Annotated in this window: 18 protein-coding genes; 12 read left to right on the top strand and 6 right to left on the bottom strand. The window is 70.0% G+C overall.

All coding sequences use genetic code 11. The features are described from left to right. The first annotated feature begins 132 nt into the window (after positions 1 to 132). The 6 genes from G3I78_RS11370 to G3I78_RS11395 all read left to right on the top strand — a co-directional run bounded on the left by G3I78_RS11370 (position 133) and on the right by G3I78_RS11395 (position 6,305). Positions 133 to 1,344 (top strand): pyridoxal phosphate-dependent aminotransferase, encoded by a 1,212-nt coding sequence (locus G3I78_RS11370; RefSeq protein ID WP_164423158.1) that lies wholly within the window; start codon positions 133 to 135, stop codon positions 1,342 to 1,344. Positions 1,345 to 1,392: 48 nt separating this feature from the next. Further along, on the top strand, positions 1,393 to 1,809 hold the full coding sequence (locus G3I78_RS11375; RefSeq protein ID WP_164423160.1) for a hypothetical protein: 417 nt from the start codon (positions 1,393 to 1,395) through the stop codon (positions 1,807 to 1,809). 110 nt (positions 1,810 to 1,919) lie between these two features. Beyond that, positions 1,920 to 2,984 (top strand): hypothetical protein, encoded by a 1,065-nt coding sequence (locus G3I78_RS11380; protein ID WP_164423162.1) that lies wholly within the window; start codon positions 1,920 to 1,922, stop codon positions 2,982 to 2,984. 15 nt (positions 2,985 to 2,999) lie between these two features. Further along, on the top strand, positions 3,000 to 4,172 hold the full coding sequence (locus G3I78_RS11385) for a toxic anion resistance protein (protein WP_164423164.1): 1,173 nt from the start codon (positions 3,000 to 3,002) through the stop codon (positions 4,170 to 4,172). Continuing rightward, entirely contained in the window at positions 4,169 to 5,722 is a 1,554-nt protein-coding gene (locus G3I78_RS11390; protein ID WP_164423166.1) for a VWA domain-containing protein, read from the top strand. The genes G3I78_RS11385 and G3I78_RS11390 overlap by 4 nt, the downstream gene beginning before the upstream one ends. Then, positions 5,709 to 6,305, top strand: coding sequence for a hypothetical protein (locus G3I78_RS11395; RefSeq protein WP_164423168.1), 597 nt, complete (start codon positions 5,709 to 5,711; stop codon positions 6,303 to 6,305). The genes G3I78_RS11390 and G3I78_RS11395 overlap by 14 nt, the downstream gene beginning before the upstream one ends. Positions 6,306 to 6,419: 114 nt before the next feature. Here the strand turns inward: G3I78_RS11395 and G3I78_RS11400 are convergent, their stop codons facing one another. Further along, entirely contained in the window at positions 6,420 to 8,243 is a 1,824-nt protein-coding gene (locus G3I78_RS11400) for a phosphoenolpyruvate carboxykinase (GTP) (protein WP_164423170.1), read from the bottom strand. A 328-nt stretch (positions 8,244 to 8,571) separates the two neighbouring features. Between G3I78_RS11400 and G3I78_RS11405 the strand changes: the two genes are divergently transcribed. The 3 genes from G3I78_RS11405 (at position 8,572) to G3I78_RS11415 (ending at position 11,567) form a co-directional block, all read left to right on the top strand. Beyond that, complete coding sequence (locus G3I78_RS11405) at positions 8,572 to 9,285, top strand: hemolysin III family protein (protein ID WP_164423172.1); 714 nt, start codon at positions 8,572 to 8,574, stop codon at positions 9,283 to 9,285. A 102-nt stretch (positions 9,286 to 9,387) separates the two neighbouring features. Further along, positions 9,388 to 10,932 (top strand): MFS transporter, encoded by a 1,545-nt coding sequence (locus G3I78_RS11410; protein WP_164423174.1) that lies wholly within the window; start codon positions 9,388 to 9,390, stop codon positions 10,930 to 10,932. Between the two features lie 5 nt (positions 10,933 to 10,937). Next, positions 10,938 to 11,567, top strand: a complete 630-nt coding sequence (locus G3I78_RS11415; protein ID WP_203614843.1) for a TetR family transcriptional regulator — start codon at positions 10,938 to 10,940, stop codon at positions 11,565 to 11,567. 52 nt (positions 11,568 to 11,619) lie between these two features. On the opposite strand, the gene G3I78_RS11420 is transcribed toward G3I78_RS11415, so the two are convergent. Continuing rightward, positions 11,620 to 13,650 carry a thioredoxin domain-containing protein gene (locus G3I78_RS11420; protein WP_164423178.1) on the bottom strand — a complete coding sequence of 677 codons (2,031 nt, stop codon included), beginning with the start codon at positions 13,648 to 13,650 and terminating at the stop codon, positions 11,620 to 11,622. 164 nt (positions 13,651 to 13,814) lie between these two features. On the opposite strand from G3I78_RS11420, the gene G3I78_RS11425 reads away from it, so the two are divergent. Further along, on the top strand, positions 13,815 to 17,015 hold the full coding sequence (locus tag G3I78_RS11425; protein WP_164423180.1) for a tetratricopeptide repeat protein: 3,201 nt from the start codon (positions 13,815 to 13,817) through the stop codon (positions 17,013 to 17,015). A gap of 175 nt (positions 17,016 to 17,190) precedes the next feature. Here G3I78_RS11425 and G3I78_RS11430 read toward each other — a convergent pair whose 3' ends face one another. Both G3I78_RS11430 and mca read right to left on the bottom strand, forming a co-directional pair. Beyond that, positions 17,191 to 17,451 carry a hypothetical protein gene (locus G3I78_RS11430; RefSeq protein WP_164423182.1) on the bottom strand — a complete coding sequence of 87 codons (261 nt, stop codon included), beginning with the start codon at positions 17,449 to 17,451 and terminating at the stop codon, positions 17,191 to 17,193. Continuing rightward, entirely contained in the window at positions 17,444 to 18,304 is an 861-nt protein-coding gene (gene mca / locus G3I78_RS11435; protein ID WP_164424124.1) for a mycothiol conjugate amidase Mca, read from the bottom strand. Before mca ends, G3I78_RS11430 begins: the two co-directional genes overlap by 8 nt. A 136-nt stretch (positions 18,305 to 18,440) precedes the next feature. Here mca and G3I78_RS11440 point away from each other — a divergent pair, with 136 nt between their 5' ends. Together G3I78_RS11440 and greA are read left to right on the top strand one after the other, a co-directional pair. Then, complete coding sequence (locus tag G3I78_RS11440) at positions 18,441 to 18,839, top strand: DUF4307 domain-containing protein (RefSeq protein WP_164423184.1); 399 nt, start codon at positions 18,441 to 18,443, stop codon at positions 18,837 to 18,839. Positions 18,840 to 19,007: 168 nt separating this feature from the next. After that, positions 19,008 to 19,508, top strand: a complete 501-nt coding sequence (gene greA / locus G3I78_RS11445; RefSeq protein WP_164423186.1) for a transcription elongation factor GreA — start codon at positions 19,008 to 19,010, stop codon at positions 19,506 to 19,508. Positions 19,509 to 19,569: 61 nt separating this feature from the next. Here the strand turns inward: greA and G3I78_RS11450 are convergent, their stop codons facing one another. Next, complete coding sequence (locus tag G3I78_RS11450) at positions 19,570 to 20,376, bottom strand: ABC transporter permease (RefSeq protein WP_164423188.1); 807 nt, start codon at positions 20,374 to 20,376, stop codon at positions 19,570 to 19,572. Further along, entirely contained in the window at positions 20,373 to 21,350 is a 978-nt protein-coding gene (locus G3I78_RS11455) for an ATP-binding cassette domain-containing protein (RefSeq protein ID WP_164423190.1), read from the bottom strand. The genes G3I78_RS11450 and G3I78_RS11455 overlap by 4 nt, the downstream gene beginning before the upstream one ends. Positions 21,351 to 21,517 lie beyond the last annotated feature (167 nt).

Consider the following 21,517-nt stretch of genomic DNA (forward strand, 5'->3'; position numbering starts at 1 on the left):
TGTGCATCTTCAATGCACAGGGGCCCCAGGACAAGCGGCCATTTCCAGCCACCCCCGCCGTCACGTGCCGCGCTGTCTCAAGTGGCGGAAAACACCAGCCGGGCCGCGTTACCGGGCCGTAAGCTCCCAGACATGCAGGTGATCCAGTCGACCAAGCTCGCCAATGTCTGTTACGAGATCCGGGGACCGGTTCTCGAGGAGGCGATGCGCCTGGAGGCGGCAGGGCACCGCATCCTGAAGCTGAACACCGGGAACCCGGCCGCGTTCGGGTTCGAGGCGCCGCCCGAGATCCTGGAGGACGTCCTCCGGAACGTGTCGACGGCCCACGGCTACGGCGACGCGAAGGGACTGCTCGCCGCGCGCCGGGCGGTCGTGATGCACAACCAGACCATCGGCATCGAGACCGACGTCGAGCACGTCTTCATCGGCAACGGCGTCTCCGAGCTGATCGTGATGGCCATGCAGGGCCTGCTCGACGACGGCGACGAGGTCCTCGTTCCGGCGCCCGACTACCCGCTGTGGACGGCCGCCGTGTCGCTGTCCGGCGGTACGGCCGTGCACTACCGCTGCGACGAGCAGGCGGACTGGATGCCCGACCTCGCGGACGTCGAGCGCAAGGTCACCGACCGCACCAAGGCGATCGTCATCATCAACCCCAACAACCCCACGGGCGCGGTGTACGACGAGGCGATGCTGAAGGGGCTGACCGACATCGCCCGCCGGCACAACCTGCTGGTCTGCTCGGACGAGATCTACGACAAGATCCTCTACGACGGCGCCACGCACACCCCGACGGCGTCGATCGCCCCGGATCTCCTCACCCTCACCTTCAACGGCATGTCGAAGGCGTACCGGGTCGCCGGCTACCGGGTCGGCTGGATGTCGATCTCCGGCCCCCGCGCGCACGCCGACTCCTACATCGAGGGTCTGACCATCCTGGCCAACATGCGCCTGTGCGCGAACATGCCGGGGCAGCACGGAGTGGTCGCCGCGCTCAGCGGACGCCAGTCGATCAAGGATCTCGTACTGCCGGGAGGGCGGCTCGTCGAGCAGCGGGACGTGGCGTACGAGCTGCTGACCCAGATCCCCGGGGTGAGCTGCGTGAAGCCGAAGGGGGCGCTGTATCTCTTCCCGCGGCTCGACCCCAAGGTGTTCAAGATCAAGGACGACCGGCGGATGGTCCTGGACCTGCTCCGGCAGGAGAAGATCATGGTCGTCCAGGGTTCCGGCTTCAACTGGCCCGAGCCCGATCACTTCCGGGTGGTGACCCTGCCGACGGTCGGGGATCTGCGGGACGCGGTGGGGCGGATCTCGAACTTCCTCGATGGCTATAGCCAACTTTAGACAGAATCTAAGCTAGGATGGTTTCCTGACAGCACAGGAGGCCATCCCATGTACGAGCCGATCCGTACCAAGTCGGTCCACAGCACGATGGCCGGCACCACCTCCGACTTCCCCCACCGGTCACGTGAGGAAGAGCTGGACATCCAGCTCGCGGGCCATCTCGCCGCACTGCTCGCCGTCACCGACGAGCTGCGCGCACTGGCACCGTCCGCCGACCTGGACACCGCGGCCGAGCGGCTCGCCGGGCAGGTGACCCTGCTGCGGGGCGGAGGGGCTCCGGTCCGCGCGACCCTGATCGCGAGCTCCGAGGTGACCGACCTGCACCGGCACGCCCACGCGGTGGCGGGCCGAGCACTGCTCGTGGCGGCGTCCCGGGCGGACACCGCATCGGCGATCCTGGCGGCGGAGCGGATGGACGCGCACGCCGCCGCGCTGGCCGAGCCGCGCGAACTCGCCGCCCACTGATACGGCCCGCCCCTTAACAAGAGCGGTCGTTTCGATCCGGGACCGGCACTACACCTCCCGTTCACCCAGTTCGCCCAGGAACTTACCGTTCCGCGAGCACGCTCCCCGGCGTGAGACGAATCGCAGGAATCGTCCTCGCGGTTCTGCTGATCGGCGGCGTGGTGGCGGCTGTCGTGGCGGGGCGCAGCGATGAGGACAAGGGCACGGCAACGAAGACCGTGCGGGGTGTGATCGGGTCGGAGAAGGCCGAGTTCTTCGCCGATCCCGACGTGGTGAAGGCCCTCGCCGCCAAGGGCTGGACCGTGAAGGCCGAGACCTCCGGGTCCTGGGCCATGGAAGGGCTGGACCTGGGCGGGTACGACTTCGCCTTCCCGTCCAGCCAGGCACCGGCCACCGAGCTCGCCGCGAAGTACAAGGTACGGGGGACCCTCCCCCGCCCCTTCTACTCGCCCCTCGTCGTCGTGGCGCACAAGAGCGCCGCCGAGGTCCTGGCGAGCAACGGCCTGGCCACCCTGGACGCGGAACACCGCGGCACGCTGAAGATGGCCGCCTATGTGGCCGCGGCCCGCGACGACCGCACCTGGCAGCAGCTCAAGGGCGCCGCCAAGTACGGGGAGTTGACCGGCACCCTCTACCTCTCCAGCACCGACCCGGAGACCTCCAACTCCGGCGCTCTCTACCTCGCCGCCACCTCCTACGTGGCCAACGGCGGCAAGGTCGTCGCGAGCGACGCCGAGGTCGAGAAGGCAACTCCCCTGCTGCACAAGCTCGTCAGCGTGCAGGGCGCCCAGCAGTCCAGCACGGACGCGGCGTTCCGGGACTTCGTCAGCGGCGCCGGCAATCCGCTCGTCCTGGTCTACGAGTCCCAGGTCGCCGCGCTTCTCGCGGACGGACAGCGGCCCGACGACCTGGTCGTGCTCTACCCGGACACCACGGTCAACAGCGACCACACCGTCGTACCGCTGACCGACAACGGCACGGCCCTCGCCGAACTCCTCTCCACCGACCCGCAGTTGCGGAAGCTGGAGGTGCGGCACGGGTTCCGGCCGCAGGGCGAGGCCACCGAGTTCGCGTCGGCCGGCACCTATCTCAAGCAGGAACTGACCGGCGTCCGCCAGGCGCCCGTGCCCACCTCCAAGGTGCTGCACGAGCTGGCGCGACGGGCGCGCGGATAAGGGGGGACAGCGCACATGAGCGACAACACCGAGGACACCTTCGTCCTGACACCGCCCGAGCCCGTGGCCGCCGTGCCCCGGGAGAAGGCCGGCGGGCTGGTCCCCGTCGACGACTCGGTCCGCACCGGCATGGCCGAGAAGGCCTCCGCCTACGTCGAGGGGCTCGCGGCGCTCGACGCCCGCTCCCCCGAGTTCGCCGGCAAGGTCGGCGAGATCACCGCGCTCGGCGCCGGCGAGATGCGCAGCGCCGCCGCGCAGTCCAACCGGATGCTGGAGCGGACGGTCCGCAGCCTGCCCTCGAAGGGCGGTGACGCCCAGTCCCAGGTGGCCGGTTCGCTCGTCGAACTGCGTCGGGTGGTCGAGGACCTGGACCCGCGGGACCTGCCGGCCGCCAAGGGCCGCAAGTTCCTCTCCAGACTTCCCGGCGGCAACAAGCTGCGCGACCACGTCGCCAAGTACGCCTCCGCACAGGGCACGTTGAACAGGATCGTGGGCTCGCTGCGCGGCGGCCAGGACGAACTGCGCCGGGACAACGCCTCGTTGCAGACCGAGCGGGTACGGCTGTGGGAGACCATGGGCAAGCTCCAGGAGTACGTCGTGCTCACGGAGGCCCTGGACACGGCCGTCGAGCAGCACATCGCGGGCGTCCCCGACCCCCAGGAGGCCGACGGTCTCCGTGCCGACGTGCTCTTCCCGGTCCGGCAGAAGCACCAGGACCTGCTGACCCAGCTCGCCGTCTGCGCACAGGGCTACCTCGCCATGGACGTCGTACGCCGCAACAACGACGAGCTGATCAAGGGCGTCGACCGGGCGGCCACGACGACCGTCTCGGCCCTGCGGATCTCCGTGATGCTGGCCTCCGCGCTCGACAACCAGAAAAAGGTCATCGAGCAGGTCAACGCGTTGCGCGGGACGACCGAGGACCTGATCCGGGGCAACGCCGAGATGCTGTCGACCCAGAGCGGGGAGATCCAGCGCATCGCCGCCGACCCGGCGGTCGGCGCCGAGACCCTGCGCTCCGCGTTCCAGCAGATCTACCGGACCCTCGACGCGATCGACACCTACAAGGTCCAGGCGACCGAGGCGATGGCGGCGACCGTGGAGTCACTGACCACCGAACTCCAGGGCGCGAGCGTCTACTTGGAGCGCAGCCGGTCGCGCGGCGCGCTGGAGGGGGGCCTCGGATGAGACGCGCGCTGGTCACCTGCCTGGCCGCCCTCGGCCTGCTCACCGCCTGCACCGCACAGGGCGAGCCGGGGGCCGACATCCCGACGCCCGGCGTCCCCGGCCCCGCCGAGCCCGGCACCCTCCGCGTGCTCGCCTCCAGCGAGCTGAGCGACATGGCCCCGGTCCTCGAACAGGTCGAGAAGGACACCGGCGTCAAGGTCGAACTGAACCCCATCGGCACCCTGGACGCCGTGGAAATGCTGGCGAAGGGGAAGACCGACGGCCGGTACGACGCCCTGTGGCTGTCCTCGAACGACTACCTCCGGCTGCGCCCCGACGCGGCGAGCAAGGTGGTCTCCGAGACACCCGTCATGTCCAGCCCGGTCGCGATCGGCGTGAAGCCGGCGACCGTCGAGGCGCTCGGCTGGAAGCCCGCCGACGTCACCTGGTCCCAGGTCGAACAGGCCGTCCAGGACGGCAGGCTGACGTACGGCATGACCGACCCGGCCCGTTCCAACTCCGGCTTCTCCACGCTGGTCTCGGTGGCCTCCGCGCTCTCCGGCGCCCAGTCGGCGCTCACCGACGCGGACGTCACCAAGGCCACGCCCCGGCTGAAGGAGTTCTTCAAGGGGCAGAAGCTCACCTCGGGTTCCTCGGGCTGGCTGGCCGCGGCCTACGACCGGCGCGGTGACGTCGACGCGCTGCTCAACTACGAGTCCGTCCTCAAGGGCATCCCGGGCCTGACCGTGATCCGCCCCCGCGACGGAGTGATCACCGCCGACTACCCGGTCACCTCGCTCAAGTCGACGAGCGCACAGACCCGCGAGGACGTCCGCCGGGTGGCGGAGGACCTGCGCACCGAGAAGATCCAGCGGCTGATCACCGAGCGCACGCACCGCCGCCCGGTCGTCACCTCGGTCCGGCCGGCCGCCGGCCTCGACACGACCCGGCGCCGCGAACTCCCCTTCCCCGGCACCCGATCGGTGGCCGACGGCCTGCTCGACTCCTACGAGAACGAACTGCGCCGCCCCTCCCGGACCGTGTACGTCCTGGACACCTCGGGCTCGATGGACGGCGACCGCCTGAGCCGCCTCAAGACGGCCCTCACCGACCTGACCGGCGACTTCCGCGACCGCGAGGAGGTCACGCTGATGCCGTTCGGCTCGGAGGTGAAGGACGTACGCACCCACGTCGTCGACCCGGCGGACCCGCAGACCGGCCTGAAAGCGATCCGCGAGGACACCTCGGCGCTCTCCGCCGACGGCGACACCGCGATCTACACCTCGCTGGAGAAGGCGTACGACCATCTCGGCACCGACCGCGACACGTTCACCTCGATCGTGCTGATGACGGACGGTGAGAACACGGCCGGCGCGAAGGCGAAGGACTTCGACGCCTTCTACTCCCGGCTCGGCCGGGACGCCCAGGACATCCCCGTCTTCCCCATCCTCTTCGGCGACTCCGACCGCTCGGAGCTGGCCCACATCGCCGACCTGACCGGCGGCCGCCTCTTCGACGCCCAGAAGGGCTCACTGGACGGCGCCTTCGAGGAGATCCGTGGCTATCAGTAAGTACCTCGAGTCCCGGAAGAACATCACGGGCAGCGCGTGCGGCCTGGTCGGCCTGGTGCTCACCTTCACCGGAGTGGCGGGCCCGTACTGGCCGGTGGTCGTGGCCGGCCTCTACGGCGCCGGCGCCCTGATCGCCCCACCGGAACGCCCCGCCCCACCGGCCTTTCCTGACCCGTCGGCCCAACTGGACGAGGTCCGCACCGACTTCGAGAAACTACAGACCTACCTCACGGACATCGACCTGTCCGTCACGGCGGCGGCCCGCCTGCGCGAACTCACCGAACTGCTCTCGGCGTTGCTGGACCGGGGCTGGAGCACGGAGCTGCTGGCGCAGGACCCGGAGGGTGTGCACGCCCTGTCCCGTATCGTCCGCAGAGATCTACCGGAGGCAGTGGACAGCTTCGCCCGAACACGCTGGTGGACAAGGATGACCCCGGGCACGGAGTCCCCCGAACTCCACCTGGAACAGCAGCTGAGCCTCATGAAGAAGGACGCCGAGCACCTGGCGAAGGGCCTGAGGGACACAGAGGCCAGGCGACAGGAGACCCACACCCGCTACTTGGAGGAACGGTCAGGTCAGTGACCCAGGGGCGGCGAAGGCCCACCACCCCCTCCCCGTCGGGGCGGACGGGAACAAGGTGGCGGGCCCAGAACCACACACCTCATTGTGCGCGGCCTCGCCGTAGCGGAACGAACGTCACCCCAGCCGCTGCACCAGCGCCCGGTACTCGTCCCACAGCTCCTTCGGCGTGTGCTCCCCAAACGTGTTCAGGTGATCCGGCACCAGAGCCGCCTCCTCCCGCCAGACCTCCTTGTCCACCGTCAGCAGGAACTCCAGGTCGGAGTCGGCCAGTTCCAGCCCGGCCGTGTCCAGCGCGGCAGCCGTCGGCAGGACGCCGATCGCCGTCTCCACACCCTCCGCCTTGCCGTCCAGCCGCTCCACGATCCACTTCAGGACGCGGCTGTTCTCACCGAACCCGGGCCACACGAACTTGCCCGCGTCGTTCTTGCGGAACCAGTTGACGTAGTAGATCTTCGGGAGTTTCGCCTGGTCCTTGCCCTTGGCGACGTCGACCCAGTGCCCCATGTAGTCGCCCATGTTGTAGTCGCAGAACGGCAGCATGGCGAAGGGGTCGCGGCGCAGCTCACCGACCTTGCCCTCGGCCGCCGCGGTCTTCTCGCTGGCGACGTTCGCGCCGAGGAAGACGCCGTGGTTCCAGTCGAAGGACTCGGTCACCAGCGGCACCGCCGAGGCGCGGCGCCCGCCGAAGAGGATCGCCGAGATCGGCACACCGCGCGGGTCCTCCCACTCGGGCGCGATGATCGGGCACTGCGCGGCGGGGGTGGTGAAGCGGGCGTTGGGGTGGGCGGCCGGGACGTCCGACGACGGCGTCCAGTCGTTGCCCTTCCAGTCGGTGAGGTGGGCCGGGGTCTCCTCCGTCATCCCCTCCCACCAGATGTCGTTGTCGTCGGTCAGCGCCACGTTGGTGAAGACGGAGTTGCCCCACAGCGTCTTCATCGCGTTGGCGTTGGTGTGCTCACCGGTGCCGGGCGCGACGCCGAAGAAGCCGGCCTCGGGGTTGATGGCGTAGAGACGGCCGTCCTCGCCGAACCGCATCCAGGCGATGTCGTCGCCGATGGTCTCGACGGTCCAGCCGGAGATCGTGGGCTCCAGCATGGCGAGGTTGGTCTTGCCGCAGGCGGAGGGGAACGCGGCGGCGACGTACTTGGACTCGCCCTGCGGCGGGGTGAGCTTGAGGATGAGCATGTGCTCGGCGAGCCAGCCCTCGTCACGGGCCATCACGGAGGCGATGCGCAGGGCGTAGCACTTCTTGCCGAGCAGGGCGTTGCCGCCGTAGCCGGAGCCGTAGGACCAGATCTCGCGGTCCTCGGGGAAGTGCGAGATGTACTTGGTGGAGTTGCAGGGCCACGGCACGTCGGCCTCTCCGTCGGCCAGCGGGGCGCCCAGGGTGTGGACGGCCTTGACGAAGAAGCCCTCGGAGCCGAGCTCGTCCAGGACGGGCTGTCCCATGCGGGTCATCGTGCGCATGGAGACGGCGACGTACGCGGAGTCGGTGATCTCGACGCCGATCGCGGACAGCGGCGAGCCGAGCGGCCCCATGCAGAACGGCACGACGTACAGGGTGCGGCCGCGCATGGAGCCGCGGAACAGGCCCTTCTCCCCCGCGAAGATCTCCCGCATCTCCCCCGGGGCCTTCCAGTGGTTCGTCGGTCCCGCGTCCTCCTCCTTCTCGGAGCAGATGAAGGTCCGGTCCTCGACGCGCGCGACGTCGGTCGGGTCGGAGGCCGCGTAGTAGGAGTTGGGGCGCTTGATCGGGTCGAGCTTGCGGAACGTGCCCTTCGCGACGAGCTCCTCGCACAGGCGCTCGTACTCGGCTTCGGATCCGTCGCACCAGACCACGCTGTCCGGCTGGGTCAGTTCTGCGATCTCGTTCACCCACGAGATCAGTTCCTTGTGCTGGGTGGGGATGACCAGGGGAGCCGCGATGTCGCGCGCCACGATTGCTCCTAGATGAGGGATTTTTTGTTGGAGGCCCCGTGGGGGCTGCGACCCGGATGCTTCTCGGTGGTGACCTTGGCGCTCATCCGGTGCCGACCGCACTCATTTGATCATCCGACCGTAGCGCCCATCTGTCCAGAGGGCATCACAGGTGAGCGGAGTGAGGATCGCCACGCTCTCTTTGTGCACAGCGCGTTTATTTGCGTGCACGTAGAGTTCGGCTGACCGACTCTTTACTGGTCAACTCCCGTGAGATGATGGCCACTCTTGGCCGTTCCTCATCCCGCACTCACGCGTAACTTACGGTTCCGTAGGTACGATGCCGGGCATGACGCCGCCCGCCCACGACGCCGAAGCGCCCTCTCTGCCGCACCAGATCAAGCAGCACGCCCAGCAGCTCGCGGAGCCGATCAAGCCCAAGCTGCGCGGCTGGCTGCATCTCGGTATGTTTCCGGCCGTCCTCGTCTCAGGGCTGGTCCTCACCGCCCTCGCCGACTCCACCAGAGGCCGTATCGCCTGCGGGATCTTCGCCCTGACGGCCTGTCTGCTCTTCGGTGTCAGCGCGCTGTACCACCGGGGCAACTGGAGCCCGCGCATGGACGGCGTCCTGCGACGGCTGGATCACGCCAACATCTTCCTGATCATCGCGGGCACCTACACCCCGCTGACGATGCTGCTCCTGCCGGGCGCCAAGGGGCAGTGGCTGCTGTGGGGCATCTGGGGCGCCGCGCTGGCCGGCATCATCTTCCGGGTCTTCTGGGTCGGGGCCCCGCGCTGGCTCTACACCCCGTGCTACATCGCGATGGGCTGGGCGGCCGTCTTCTTCCTTCCGGACTTCATGCGCACGGGCGGCATCGCGGTCCTGGTCCTGGTCATCGTCGGCGGCCTGCTCTACAGCGCGGGCGGGGTGATCTACGGCATCAAGCGGCCGAACCCGTCACCGCGCTACTTCGGCTTCCACGAGGTCTTCCACTCGTTCACCCTCGCCGCGTTCGTCGTCCACTACGTCGGCATCTCGCTGGTGGCGTACCAGCACGCGTAACCCCTCCCCGGACTCTTCCAGGGCCACGGCACCGAGCCGTGGCCCTTTTTGCATGCCTCCTTGGATTGACACTCTCTACCTTTTGAGAGCTACTCTCATTTCATGGACACTCTCACTCCAGATCCCCGCCGCTGGTGGGCCCTCGGAGCCCTCGTCGCGAGCATGCTGACGCTGGGCTTCGACCTGACGATCCTCAATGTGGCGCTGCCGACGATGGCCGCCGACCTCGACGCCGGCACCGGCGCACAGCAGTGGATGGCGGACGCCTACGTCGTCGTCTTCGCGGCCCTGATGCTCCCGGCGGGCCTGCTCGGCGACCGCTTCGGGCGGCGCCGGATGCTGATCACCGGCCTCGTGATCTTCCTGGCCGGCTCCCTGGTCGGCGCCCTCGCCGGCGACGTGAACGCGGTGATCGCCGCCCGCGCGGCGATGGGCGTCGGCGGCGCCCTCGTCACCCCGCTCGCGCTCTCCGTGCTGCCCACGCTCTTCGCCCCCGACGAGCGCACCAAGGCCGTCGGCATCGTCTCCGCCGCCTCCGCGCTCGGCCTGCCGCTCGGCCCGATCATCGGCGGCTGGCTGCTGAACCACTTCTGGTGGGGCTCGGTCTTCCTGGTCAACGTCCCGATGGCCGCGATCGGCATCGCCGCCTGCGTCTTCCTCCTCCCGGAGACCCGCGACCCCGCCTCGCCCCGGGTCGACGCCCTCTCCACCGCGCTCACCGTGACCGGCCTCGGCGCCCTGGTCTACGCGATCATCGAGGCACCCACCCGCGGCTGGGGCGACCCCCTGGTCCTGGGCATGCTGGCCGCGTCCCTCGCCCTGATCGCCGCTCTGGTGGTGCGTGAACGCCGGGTGCGGCGCCCCATGCTCGACATGACCCTGCTCGCCCACCGCGGCTTCCTGTTCAACACCGTCGCCGCGACCCTGGTGAACTTCATCCTCTCCGGCCTGCTCTTCGTGCTGCCGCCCTTCCTCCAGGCGGTCCTCGGCCACGACGCCCTCGGCACCGGCGTCCGCCTGCTGCCGATGATGGGCGGACTGCTCGTCGCCTCCCGCCTCGCCCCGAAGGTCGTCGCCCGCTTCGGCGCCCGCGCCACGGTGAGCGCCGGCCTGGTGGTGCTGGCCTTCGCCGGGCTCCTGGGCAGCCGTACGACCATGGACTCCGGCTATGGATTCGTCGCGCTGTGGCTCTCCCTCACCGGCTTCGGCTTCGGCCTCTCGCTCATCCCCGCCATGAACGGCGGCCTCAGCGCCCTGCCCCGCGACCGCGCGGGCAGCGGCTCCGGCCTGCTGATGACCATGCGTCAGGTCGGCGGCGCGATCGGCATCGCCCTGCTCGGCAGCCTGCTCTCCAGTACCTTCCGGGACCGCCTCGACGTCACCGGGCTGCCCGCCAGGGCCGCCGACACCGCCGGGGAGTCCGTGGTCGCCGCTCACCTGGTCGCCGAGCGCACCGGCTCGGCCGATCTGCTGGCCTCGGCGAACAGCGCGTACGTCCACGGCATGGGCGTGGTCCTGCTGGTCTGCGGGATCGCGGCCCTGGTCGCCGCACTGCTCGCCGCGGCCTTCCTGCCGTCCACACCGCGCCCCGCCGAGACCTCCACAGCCCCGGACATGGCTGCCGAGGAGGCCGATGCCCGACAATGACTCCCATGACACCGGCACGCTCCTTCCCTCTCTCCGACAGCCCCCAACTGGGACTTCGCGAGCGGAAGAAGATCAAGACCCGTATCGCGATCCGCGACGCGACGTACGCCCTCATCAAGGAACAGGGCTACGACGCCACCACGGTCGAGCAGATCGCCGAGCGTGCCGAGGTGTCGCCGTCCACGGTCTTCCGCTACTTCCCCACCAAGGAGGACATCGTCCTCACCGACGAGTACGACCCGATCCTGGTGGCGGAACTGCGCGACCGGCCGGTGGGCGAACCCTGGATGGAGTCGCTGCGGTACGTGATGCGCAAGGCCATCGAGGTCGGGCTCGCGGAGGACGGGGAGGCCACCCGGCTCCGCTCCCACCTCATGGTCCAGGTCCCGGCCGTGCGCTCCCGGATGCTGGAGAGCATGTCGGTCACCGGCCGGATGCTCGCCGAGGCCGTCGCCGAGCGCACCGGCCGGCCCGAGGACGACCTGGAGGTCCGGGTCTACACGAAGTGCTTGATCGGCGGCCTCGCGGAGATCTCCCTGTACTGGGCCGAGAACGACTTCCAGGACGACCTCTCCGACCTCCTCGACCGCGCGCTCACGGTCATCGAGCACGGTCTGCCCATCAAGAAGGGCTGAGGCCGGCGCACCGAGGCCGGGGAGCTCAAGGGGCCCTCAAGGAGGCCACCGCTCAGCCCCCCAAGGCCACCCGCAACGCGTCCGCGTCAGTGGTCGGCGCGTCACACGTGAAGTGCCGGCAGACGTACGCGGTGGGTTCGCCGTCGACGAGCACCCGGTCGGCGAGCAAGGGCAGTTCGTCACTGCCGGGAGTCCCGAAGGCTACGACCGCCCCCGGCGCGTTCCCCAGAAGTGCCGTACGGTGCAGGGCCCTTGCCGCGGGGTCGGCCGGAGAGGACCCCACGACGGCGACCTCCCGCGGCCCGTCCAGGAACGCCTCGGCCACCGCGAGCCCCCATCCGATGAACCGCGGCACCCGGGGCCCGAGCGCCTTCACCACCCCCAGTGCCTTCTCCGCGGCGGCCCGATGCGGCTCGGCACCCGTCTGCGCGGCGTACGACAGCAACGCCCCCGCAGCCGCCGTCCACCCGGAGGGCACCGCGTTGTCGGTGGGATCCTGTGGCCGCCGGATCAACCGCTCCGCGTCCGCCGCGGTGTCGAACAGCGCCCCGTCCTCCCCCGTGAACCGGCTCAGCACATGGTCGAGCAGGAACCCGGCGAAGTCGAGCCAGACCCCCTCCCCGGTCACCGACGCGAGCGCGAGGAACCCCTCGGCGACATCGGCGTAGTCCTCCAGCACCCCGGCGTTGGCGCCGACTTGGCCGTCCTTGCTGGTACGGGACAGCCGGGCCTGCTCGTCCATGTGCAGCCGTACGAGAAGGTCACCGGCCGATACGGCGGCCTCGACCAGGTCCGGCCGGTCGAAGTACGCGCCGGTCTCGGCGAGCGCGGCGATGGCGAGCCCGTTCCAGGCGGCGACGACCTTGTCGTCCCGGCCGGGGGCGGGCCGCTCAGCCCGCGCGTCGAGCAGCCGCCGCCGGACGGACTCGACCTTCTCGGCGTCGAACACCGTTTCCTGCTGCGGGAGTTGGAGGACGGACTGCCCGTGCTCGAAGGTGCCCTCCTCGGTGACGCCGAAGTACCGGGCGGCGAGGTCGGCGTCCTGCTCGCCGAGGACCTCGCGCAACTGCGCCGGGGTCCACACGTAGTAGGCGCCCTCGACGTGCTCACCGGTTCCGTCGTCGCTGTCGGCGTCGAGCGCGGAGGCGAACCCGCCCTCGACGGTGCGCAGTTCACGCACCATGAAGTCGGCGGTGTCGAGCGCGACGCGCCGGGCGAGGTCGGAGCCGGTGGTCCGCCACAGGTGGGCGTAGACGCGGCACAGCAGGGCGTTGTCGTACAGCATCTTCTCGAAGTGCGGCACGACCCAGTCGCGGTCGACGGAGTAGCGGGCGAAGCCGCCGCCGAGCTGGTCGTGGATGCCGCCGCGGGCCATCCGCTCACAGGTGTCCTGGGCCATCTGGAGCGCGCCCTCGGCGCCGGTGCGGGCGTGGTGCCGCAGCAGGAACTCGACCACCATGGACGGCGGGAACTTCGGTGCCCCGCCGAATCCGCCGCGCTGGGCGTCGTACTCCCTGGTCAGACCGAGCAGGGCCGCGCCGAGCTGCTCCTCGCCGGGTGCCTGCGAGTCGCCGTAGGAGATCTCCCGTCCGGCGAGGTCCCGCACGATCTTCCCGGCGACCTCGGCGACCTCGTCCCGCCGGTCGGTCCAGGCACTGCTCACGCCCTCCAGGACCTGGCGGAAGGACGGCATGCCCTGGCGGGGCGCGGGCGGGAAGTAGGTGCCGAAGTAGAAGGGCTCGGTGTCCGGGGTGAGAAACACGGTCATGGGCCAGCCGCCCTGCCCGGTGGCGGCCTGCACGGCCTCCATGTACACCGCGTCGACATCGGGCCGCTCCTCACGGTCGACCTTGACACTGACGAAGTGCTCGTTCAGGAAGTCCGCGGTGGCCTGGTCCTCGAAGGACTCGTGGGCCATGACGTGGCACCAGTGGCAGCTGGAGTACCCGACGCTCAGCAGCAGCGGTTTGTTCGCCTTCCGGGCCTCCTCGAAAGCCTCGGCCGACCAGGGCCACCAGTCGACGGGGTTGTCCGCGTGCTGGAGGAGGTAGGGGGACGTCTCGTGGGCCAGTCGGTTCGGCATGGGGTCCATCCTGCCGCAGTACCCCGCCGATCAGGCGCCAGGCGCCCCACGACCCTGGTTCACCGGCCCTCCACGACGACGTTCCGACCGCGCCCCCTCGCCCCGATGCCCCGTCACCCGCACACTTGACCAAGAAAGCCGTTGCCGCCGGAGGGGGAAGTGACATGCGGGACAGCCATCGGGCGGAAGCCGAACGGCTGTTGGTGCGGGCCGTGGAGGAAGAGGTACGGCGTTCGGGCGGGCGTACCGACGGGGGTGTGCTGCTGTCGCGGGCGCGTGGGTCGCTGGACGCGATGGCGCAGACCGCGGCAGAGGAGTACGAGAGCTACACGCACGCGCTGGACGAGGCGCAGGCCGGTCAACTCACCTTCGGACAGCGGTACTCGAAGGAGGCGTCCGGAACTCCCCTGCTGGTGGCGGCGGTCGCCGCGGTCGCTGCCGCCGTCGCCGACCTGGCGCTCGGCACCGACACCGGCACCGCGCTGGGCGCGGGCGTGGTCGTGGGGGTCGTGGGCGCGGCGGCGACGGTGGTGAAGGTCGCCGGGTCGCATCTGCCGGCCGCGCATCACCGGGCGGGGGCGATCACCCAGCCGGGCGGCCCCGAGCAGCTCCGGCTCCAGTGGCTGACCGCCCTGGAGGTACGGGGCATCCGGCCCTTCCTCGACCAGCAGCGGGTGCTGAGCGCGTCCACCGGGCCGAAGAAGCCGGGGCCCCGGCTGCGCGGCACGGACAAGAGCGCGGCGGCTCGCGGGCGGAGTGTGCTGGAGCAGTCGTTCGGTCAACTACCGGAACCGGTCGGCGAGTTCGCGGACCGGCGGGCGGAGATGGGGCGCATCCGGCAGTGGGTGCAGGCCTCGCGGGCGACCACGGACACCCGGCCCACGGTGGTCGTGCTGCACGGACCGCCCGGCAGCGGCCGTACGGCACTCGCCGTACGCGCGGCGCACGACCTCAAGGACTACTTCCGCGGCGCGTGCGTGGTGGATCTGCGCGGCGACAGCCCGGAGGAGTCCCCGCTGACCACCCGGGACGCGCTGCTGCATCTGCTGAACCGGCTCGGCGCCCCGCGCGAGCAGCTGCTGTTCCGTGAGCGTTCGTCGCCGGACCAGCAGGTCAAGCGGCTGAGCGAGCTGTATCAGCAGCATCTGACCGGTGTGTCCGTGACCATCGTGCTGGACGACGCCTCGGACGCCGAGCAGGTCCGCACCCTGGTCCCCGAGCGCTCCGACAGCCTGGTCCTGGTGACCGCGCGCGGCCCGCTCGGCCTGCCGTCGGAGCTGGCCGCCCGGGTGTACGAACTGCCGGTCGAGACCATGGACGCGGCGGGCGCGGAGGAACTCCTGGACGCGGCCGCCCAGTCGGGCACCGGCCCGTACGACGCCCAATCCACCGACCTCATCAGGGAGTTGTGCGGCGGCCTGCCGCTGGCCCTGCGTATCGCGGGCTCCGCCCTCGGCCCGCGCTCGCCGCGCCAACTGGCCACGGATCTGGGGGCGTACGGCCCGGTCGAGCCCGTCGAGCGGGTCCTGTGGCTGCGTTACACCGACCAGTCGGAGCCGGCCCGCAGACTCCTGCGCCGGCTCGCGCTGGCCGGCCGGGCCTCGCTCGGCGCCGCCGCGGCGGCCGCGCTGCTGGCCACGGACGAGACGGAGGCGACCCGGCATCTGGAGGCGCTGGCCCGCGCGGGCCTGATCGACCACGTCCGCGGCAGCCGGTACCGCGTCCATGACGTGGTCCGCGCGTTCGCCCAGGCCAGGCTGCTGGACGAGGAGGAGCCCGCCGAGCGCACGGCCGCGCAGGAACGTCTCATCGTGAACTACGCCGATCTCGCCGACTCGGTGCTGCGGCTGGTCGACGGCAACATGTCGACCCGCTCGGACCGTTTCAGCCCGCACGGCTTCACCTCCCTCGACGAGGCGCTGCGCTGGCTGGACGACGAGTCGAGCTTCATCACGGCGGCGCTCAGACACGCGGAGGGCGTGAACCAGGGGGCGGTCCTGAACCTCCTGGGCGCGCTGTGCGACTACTGCCTGCTGCGCGGCGACCTCTACCGGCTGGGCGAGATCAGCGAGTTGGCGCAGGCCGTGGACCAGGGCCTGCTGGTGCGTTCGGTGCAGTGGCGTACGGGTATAGCGGCCCGCCAGCTGGGCGAGCTGGACAAGGCGCGCACGACGCTGACCTCGGTGGTCGACCTGTACATGGAGGCCCATCACGACGCGGGCGCGGCAAGGGCGCTGTGCTCCCTCGGCATCACCCTGCACCACCAGGGCCAGCTGACCGAGGCGGCGGCGAAGCTCCAGGAGGCCCTGGACCTCCAGGCGCCGCCCGAGCTGGCCACGGACCGCGCCTGGACGATGCACGCCCTGGCTGCGGTGGAACGCGACCGCGGCCGCGTGGCGGAGTCGCTGGACCTGCTGACCCGCTCCCTGGTCCTGCACCGCGCCGGCGAATCCGTGCACGGCGAGGCGTGGGCCCACTTCCAGCTCGGCCAACTCGGCCTGCGCATGGGCGACGTACCGCGCGCGGAGACCGAACTGCGCACGGCCCTCGATCTGTACGGCCGTACCCGCGACGCCCGCGGCGAGGCGTGGGCGCTGACGCAGCTGGCCCGGGCCCGGCTGGTGGCGGGCGACCCGTCGGCGGCGGTCGACGGACTGCGCCAGGCGGCGTCCCGGCACCGCGACAACGAGGACGCGCGCGGCGAGGCGTGGACGGTCTACTACCTGGGCCAGTCCCTGGAGGAGACCGGCAACCTCGATCTCGCGGTGCGCGAACTGGAGCGCTCCCGCACGATGTTCTCCCGGATGCGCGACGTCTACGGCCTGGCCTGCGCCCGCCACCACTCGGCCCGCGTCACCCGTGACCAGCGCGCCGCCCAGACCGGCTCGTTGCGCAACTCCGGCTTCGCCAGACAGCTGCTGGTCGACGCCCGCGCCGACTTCCAGCGCATCGGCGTCGCCCACGGCGAGGCCTGGACCTGCCTCGAACTGGCCGTGGTCGACGCGGGCAACGGCCGCACCCCCCAGGCCCTGACCCTCTGCGACGAGGCGATCACCCTCTTCACCTCGTACACCGACCGCCGCGGCGAGGACTGGGCCCGCTTCCTCCGCTGCACCCTCCTGCCCTACGCGGCCCCGGGCGGCGTGGAGATCGGCTCGGCCGTGGCCCAGGAGGAACTCACCCAGCTGGCCGACCGCCACCACGACACACGCGACGAGAAACTCGACGACTACGTGACCGCGTACGGGCTGCTCCTGGAACGCGGGGTGGACCTGGACACCGGCTGGCAGGCATGGCGCCTGGGAATGGTGCCCAACCGGCATGCCCGGGAGGTGATGGGGGTGGGGGTGACGCCGGCGCACTGAGGTGCGGGGGCCGGGGCGCTGAGGGGCGGGGGCCGGGGCACCCCGGCACGGCATACGTCACCCGCGGCCCGGTCGGCGCGACGCACTCGCGACTCGACCGGGCCACCGGTTCCGGCCTCCGGGGCCGCTACGGGCCCTGGTGCAGCCGTGGATCAGCCCTCGGGGTGCCTCTGGGTCAGCCCTTGGCGGACGACGCCGTGCCCGAGGAGGTCTCCGCGGTCTCCTTGGCGGAGGTGTCCTCGTCCGGGGTCTCCTTGAAGTCGACCTTGCCCATGTGCTTGCTCATGGACTTCATCAGGACCCACACCGCCAGGGCCATCGCCGCGAAGACGATGAAGCCGAGGACGCCGGGGGTGACCTTGTCCTCGTCGACCTCCTTGGCGAAGGTCACGAAGTGCGTCATTGCCAGGCTTGCGCTTGCGCTCATGTCAGGCATTGTCCCGGACGCCCGCGAAGAGGTCGTCCTCGGGGAGGGAGGTATCGACGAGCGACTTCGCCAGCTCGTACTCCTCCGTCGGCCAGACCTCCTTCTGGAGGTCCAGCGGGACCTTGAACCAGCCGCCGTCGGGGTCGATCTGGGTGGCGTGCGCGATCAGGGCCTTGTCGCGGATCTCGTAGAAGTCGGCGCACGGAACATGCGTGGTCAGGGTGCGGTCGCTGATCGGCGAGTCGTCCCAGCGCTTGAGCCAGTCCCCGTACGGCGAGTCCAGGCCCCGCGCGATCAGGGCGTGGTGCAGCGCCTCGGTGCGCGGACGGTTGAAGCCCTGGTTGTAGTAGAGCTTCTGCGGCTGGTACGCCGGGCCGTACTCCGACTCCGGGTACTTCTCGGTGTCGGCCGCGCCCTCGAAGGCCACCATCGAGATCTTGTGGGTCATGATGTGGTCGGGGTGCGGGTAGCCGCCGTTCTCGTCGTAGGTGGTGATCACCTGCGGACGGAAGGAGCGGATCTGCTTCACCAGCTCGCCGGCCGCCTTGTCGACGTCCTCGAGTGCGAAGCAGCCCTCGGGCAGCGGCGGCAGCGGGTCGCCCTCGGGCAGGCCCGAGTCGACGAAGCCGAGCCACTCCTGCTTGACGCCGAGGATCTCGCGGGCCTCGTCCATCTCCTTCTTGCGTACCTCGTGGATGTGCTCCTCGATGTACTTGTCGCCCTGAAGCTTCGGATTGAGGATGGATCCGCGCTCCCCGCCCGTGCAGGTCACGACCAGCACGTCCACCCCCTCGGACACGTACTTCGCCATGGTGGCCGCGCCCTTGCTCGACTCGTCGTCGGGGTGGGCGTGCACGGCCATCAGTCGCAGCTGGTCAGTCAAGACTCAATCCTCGTAAGTCGGCGCCCCCGGTGTCTTCGGGCGCGAACGGCGGCTTCTATAGTGACCGAATCGGGGGGCGATTAATTCCACGGCCTGGTTTCCCAGGGAGACGATCATGAGTACGGCGAGCACACGACTGCCCGAGGGCCGCTACGGCCGCTCCTCGGACGAGCGCGCCGACCACAAGCTCAAGATCGCCGGTGCCGTGCTCGGCGCCCTCGTGGTGGTGCTGATCGGCTACTTCGCCTATCACTACGTGGGCCAGAACAAGATCAGCGGCGAGGTGATCGCCTTCGACGCGAAGAAGTCCGTGGTCGAGGTGCATCTGGAGGTCCGCAAGGACTCCGGCACCTCCGGGTACTGCACGGTCCGCTCCCAGGCCGCGGACGGCGCCGAGGTCGGCCGGGCCGACTTCCGCTTCGACGGGGACTCCACCCGCATCGACCGGCTCGTCACCCTCCGTACGACGGCCCCGGGCACCACGGCCGAGCTGCTCGGCTGTCACGCCGACTGACATCACCCTCGATACCCGGCGGCTGACCTGCGCCGACGTTTTTCTGATGGCTTATGTCCTCCCCCTTCGGCCGCTGAATTGTTAGGCTCGTGGTTTCGCCCACCCCTGAAGGAACATTCTTCTGGGTAGGGCGATGCTTTGTATTCCCAGTACCTACGAGGAGCACCTGTGACCCAGACCAGCGAAGACGTCACCTGGCTTACGCAGGAGGCGTACACCAAGCTCAAGGAAGAGCTGGCGTACCTGTCTGGTCCCGCGCGCGAGGAAGTGACCGCGAAGATCGCGGCCGCGCGCGAGGAGGGCGACCTGCGCGAGAACGGCGGGTACCACGCGGCCAAGGAAGAGCAGGGCAAGCAGGAGCTCCGCATCCGCCAGCTGACCCAGCTCCTGGAGAAGGCCAAGGTCGGCGAGGCTCCGGCATCGGCGGACGGCGCGGTGGCGCCGGGCATGGTCGTGACGATCGCCTTCGACGGCGACAAGGACGACACCATGACCTTCCTGCTCGCCTCGCGCGAATACGCGAGCGCGGACGTCGAGACCTACTCGCCGCAGTCCCCGCTGGGCTCCGGCGTGATCGGACACAAGGTCGGCGAGGACGCGGAGTACGAACTGCCGAACGGCAGGAAGGCCTCCGTCACCATCCTCAAGGCCGAGGCCTACAGCGGCTGACCCCGGCCGACCCCTTCGCCCTTGCCGGACCCCCGGCGCCCTCGTGGCGCCGGGGGTCTCGTCATGCGGTGGCCGAGCGGTACTTGCGGACCGCGAGGGTGCGGAAGACGACGATGATCAGGACCGAGTAGATCAGCGAGGCCCAGACCGGGTGCTGCATGGGCCAGGCGCCGGACTCGGACAGACCGGGGTCGCCGAAGAGCTTGCGGGAGGCCTGGACGGTCGCGCTGAACGGGTTCCACTCGGCGACATGCCGCAGCCAGGGCGTCATCTGGCCGGTGTCCACGAAGGCGTTCGAGATGAACGTCACCGGGAACAGCCAGATCAGTCCTCCCGAGGTGGCCGCCTCCGGGGTGCGCACGGACAGGCCGATCAGCGCGCCGATCCAGGTGAAGGCGTATCCGAGCAGGAGCAGCAGGCCGAAGCCGCCCAGGATCTTGCCGATGTTGGTCGAGTCCACGGAGCCGGGGCGCCAGCCCACGAGCAGTGCGACCAGGGCGAGGACCAGGAGCGTCAGGGCCGTCTGCACGAGGTCGGCGACGGTACGGCCGGTCAGCACCGCGCCGCGCGCCATCGGCAGCGACCGGAACCGGTCGATGAGCCCCTTGTGCATGTCGTCGGCGATGCCCGCGCCGGCGCCCGCGGTGGCGAACGTGACGGTCTGCGCGAAGATGCCCGCCATCAGGAAGTTCTTGTAGACGTCCGGGTCGGTGCTGTCGCCGATCTTCATCGAGCCGCCGAAGACGTATGTGAACAGCACCACGAACATGATGGGCTGGACCAGGCCGAACAGGATCATCTCGGGGATCCGGGTCATCCTGATCAGGTTCCGGCGGGCGATGACCAGGGAGTCGTTCACGCTGCTCACTTGGTGGTCTCCTTGTCGCTCTCCTCGTCCTTGACCTCGGCCGCGTGACCTGTCAGGGACAGGAAGACGTCGTCGAGGGTGGGGCGGCGCAGGCCGATGTCGTCGATCTCGATGCCGCGGCTGTCGAGTTCGCGGATGACCTCGGCGAGGAGCTTGGCGCCACCGGTGACGGGCACGGTGAGCTTGCGCATGTGGTCCTCGACGGTGGTGTCGCCCTTGCCGAAGCCGCGCAGCACCTCGGAGGCGGCCTGGATGTGAGCGCGCTCGTGCACCACGACCTCGACGCGCTCGCCGCCGGTGCGGGCCTTGAGCTGGTCGGAGGTGCCCTGGGCGATGACATGGCCGTGGTCGACGACGGCGATGTCATGGGCGAGGTGGTCGGCCTCCTCCAAGTACTGGGTGGTCAAGAGGAGGGTGGTGCCGCCCGAGACCAGCCGCTTGATGACCTCCCACAGCAGCTGCCGGTTGCGGGGGTCGAGGCCGGTGGTCGGTTCGTCCATGAACATCACGGGCGGTGAGACCACGAGGGCGGCCGCGAGGTCGAGGCGGCGGCGCATACCGCCGGAGTAGGTCTTGGTGGGGCGGTCGGCCGCGTCCACGAGGTCGAACTGCTCCAGCAGCTCGGCCGCGCGGGCCTTCGCCGCCTGGGCCTTCATCTGGTAGAGCTGTCCGACCATCTGGAGGTTCTCGCGGCCGGTGAGGTATTCGTCGACCGCCGCGAACTGGCCGGACAGTCCGATGGAGCGCCGTACCTCGTCGGGCTGCTTGAGCACGTCGAGTCCGGCGACCACGGCCCTGCCGCTGTCGGGGCGCAGGAGGGTCGTCAGACAGCGGACGGCTGTCGTCTTGCCCGCGCCGTTCGGTCCGAGGAGGCCCAGGACGGTGCCCTCCGGGACGTCGAGGTCGACGCCGTCCAGAGCTCGTACGTCACCGAAGGTCTTGACCAGACCTTCGGCATAGATGGCGCCTGGCATATAAGTCTCCACGTCGTCGGGGATTCTCTGGAAAGCCTAGGTTTGTGCGATTTCCTCCGCCCGGCGAAGGGCGGAGCGGGGATCGGCATGCGACACACCATAACGCGATGTATCGCGTCTCTCAACGGACTTACCCGAACGAGTGACGCCTGAGTTCCGAACCGGGT

Source organism: Streptomyces sp. SID13726 (assembly GCF_010548375.1).
Classification (GTDB): Bacteria; Actinomycetota; Actinomycetes; order Streptomycetales; family Streptomycetaceae; genus Streptomyces.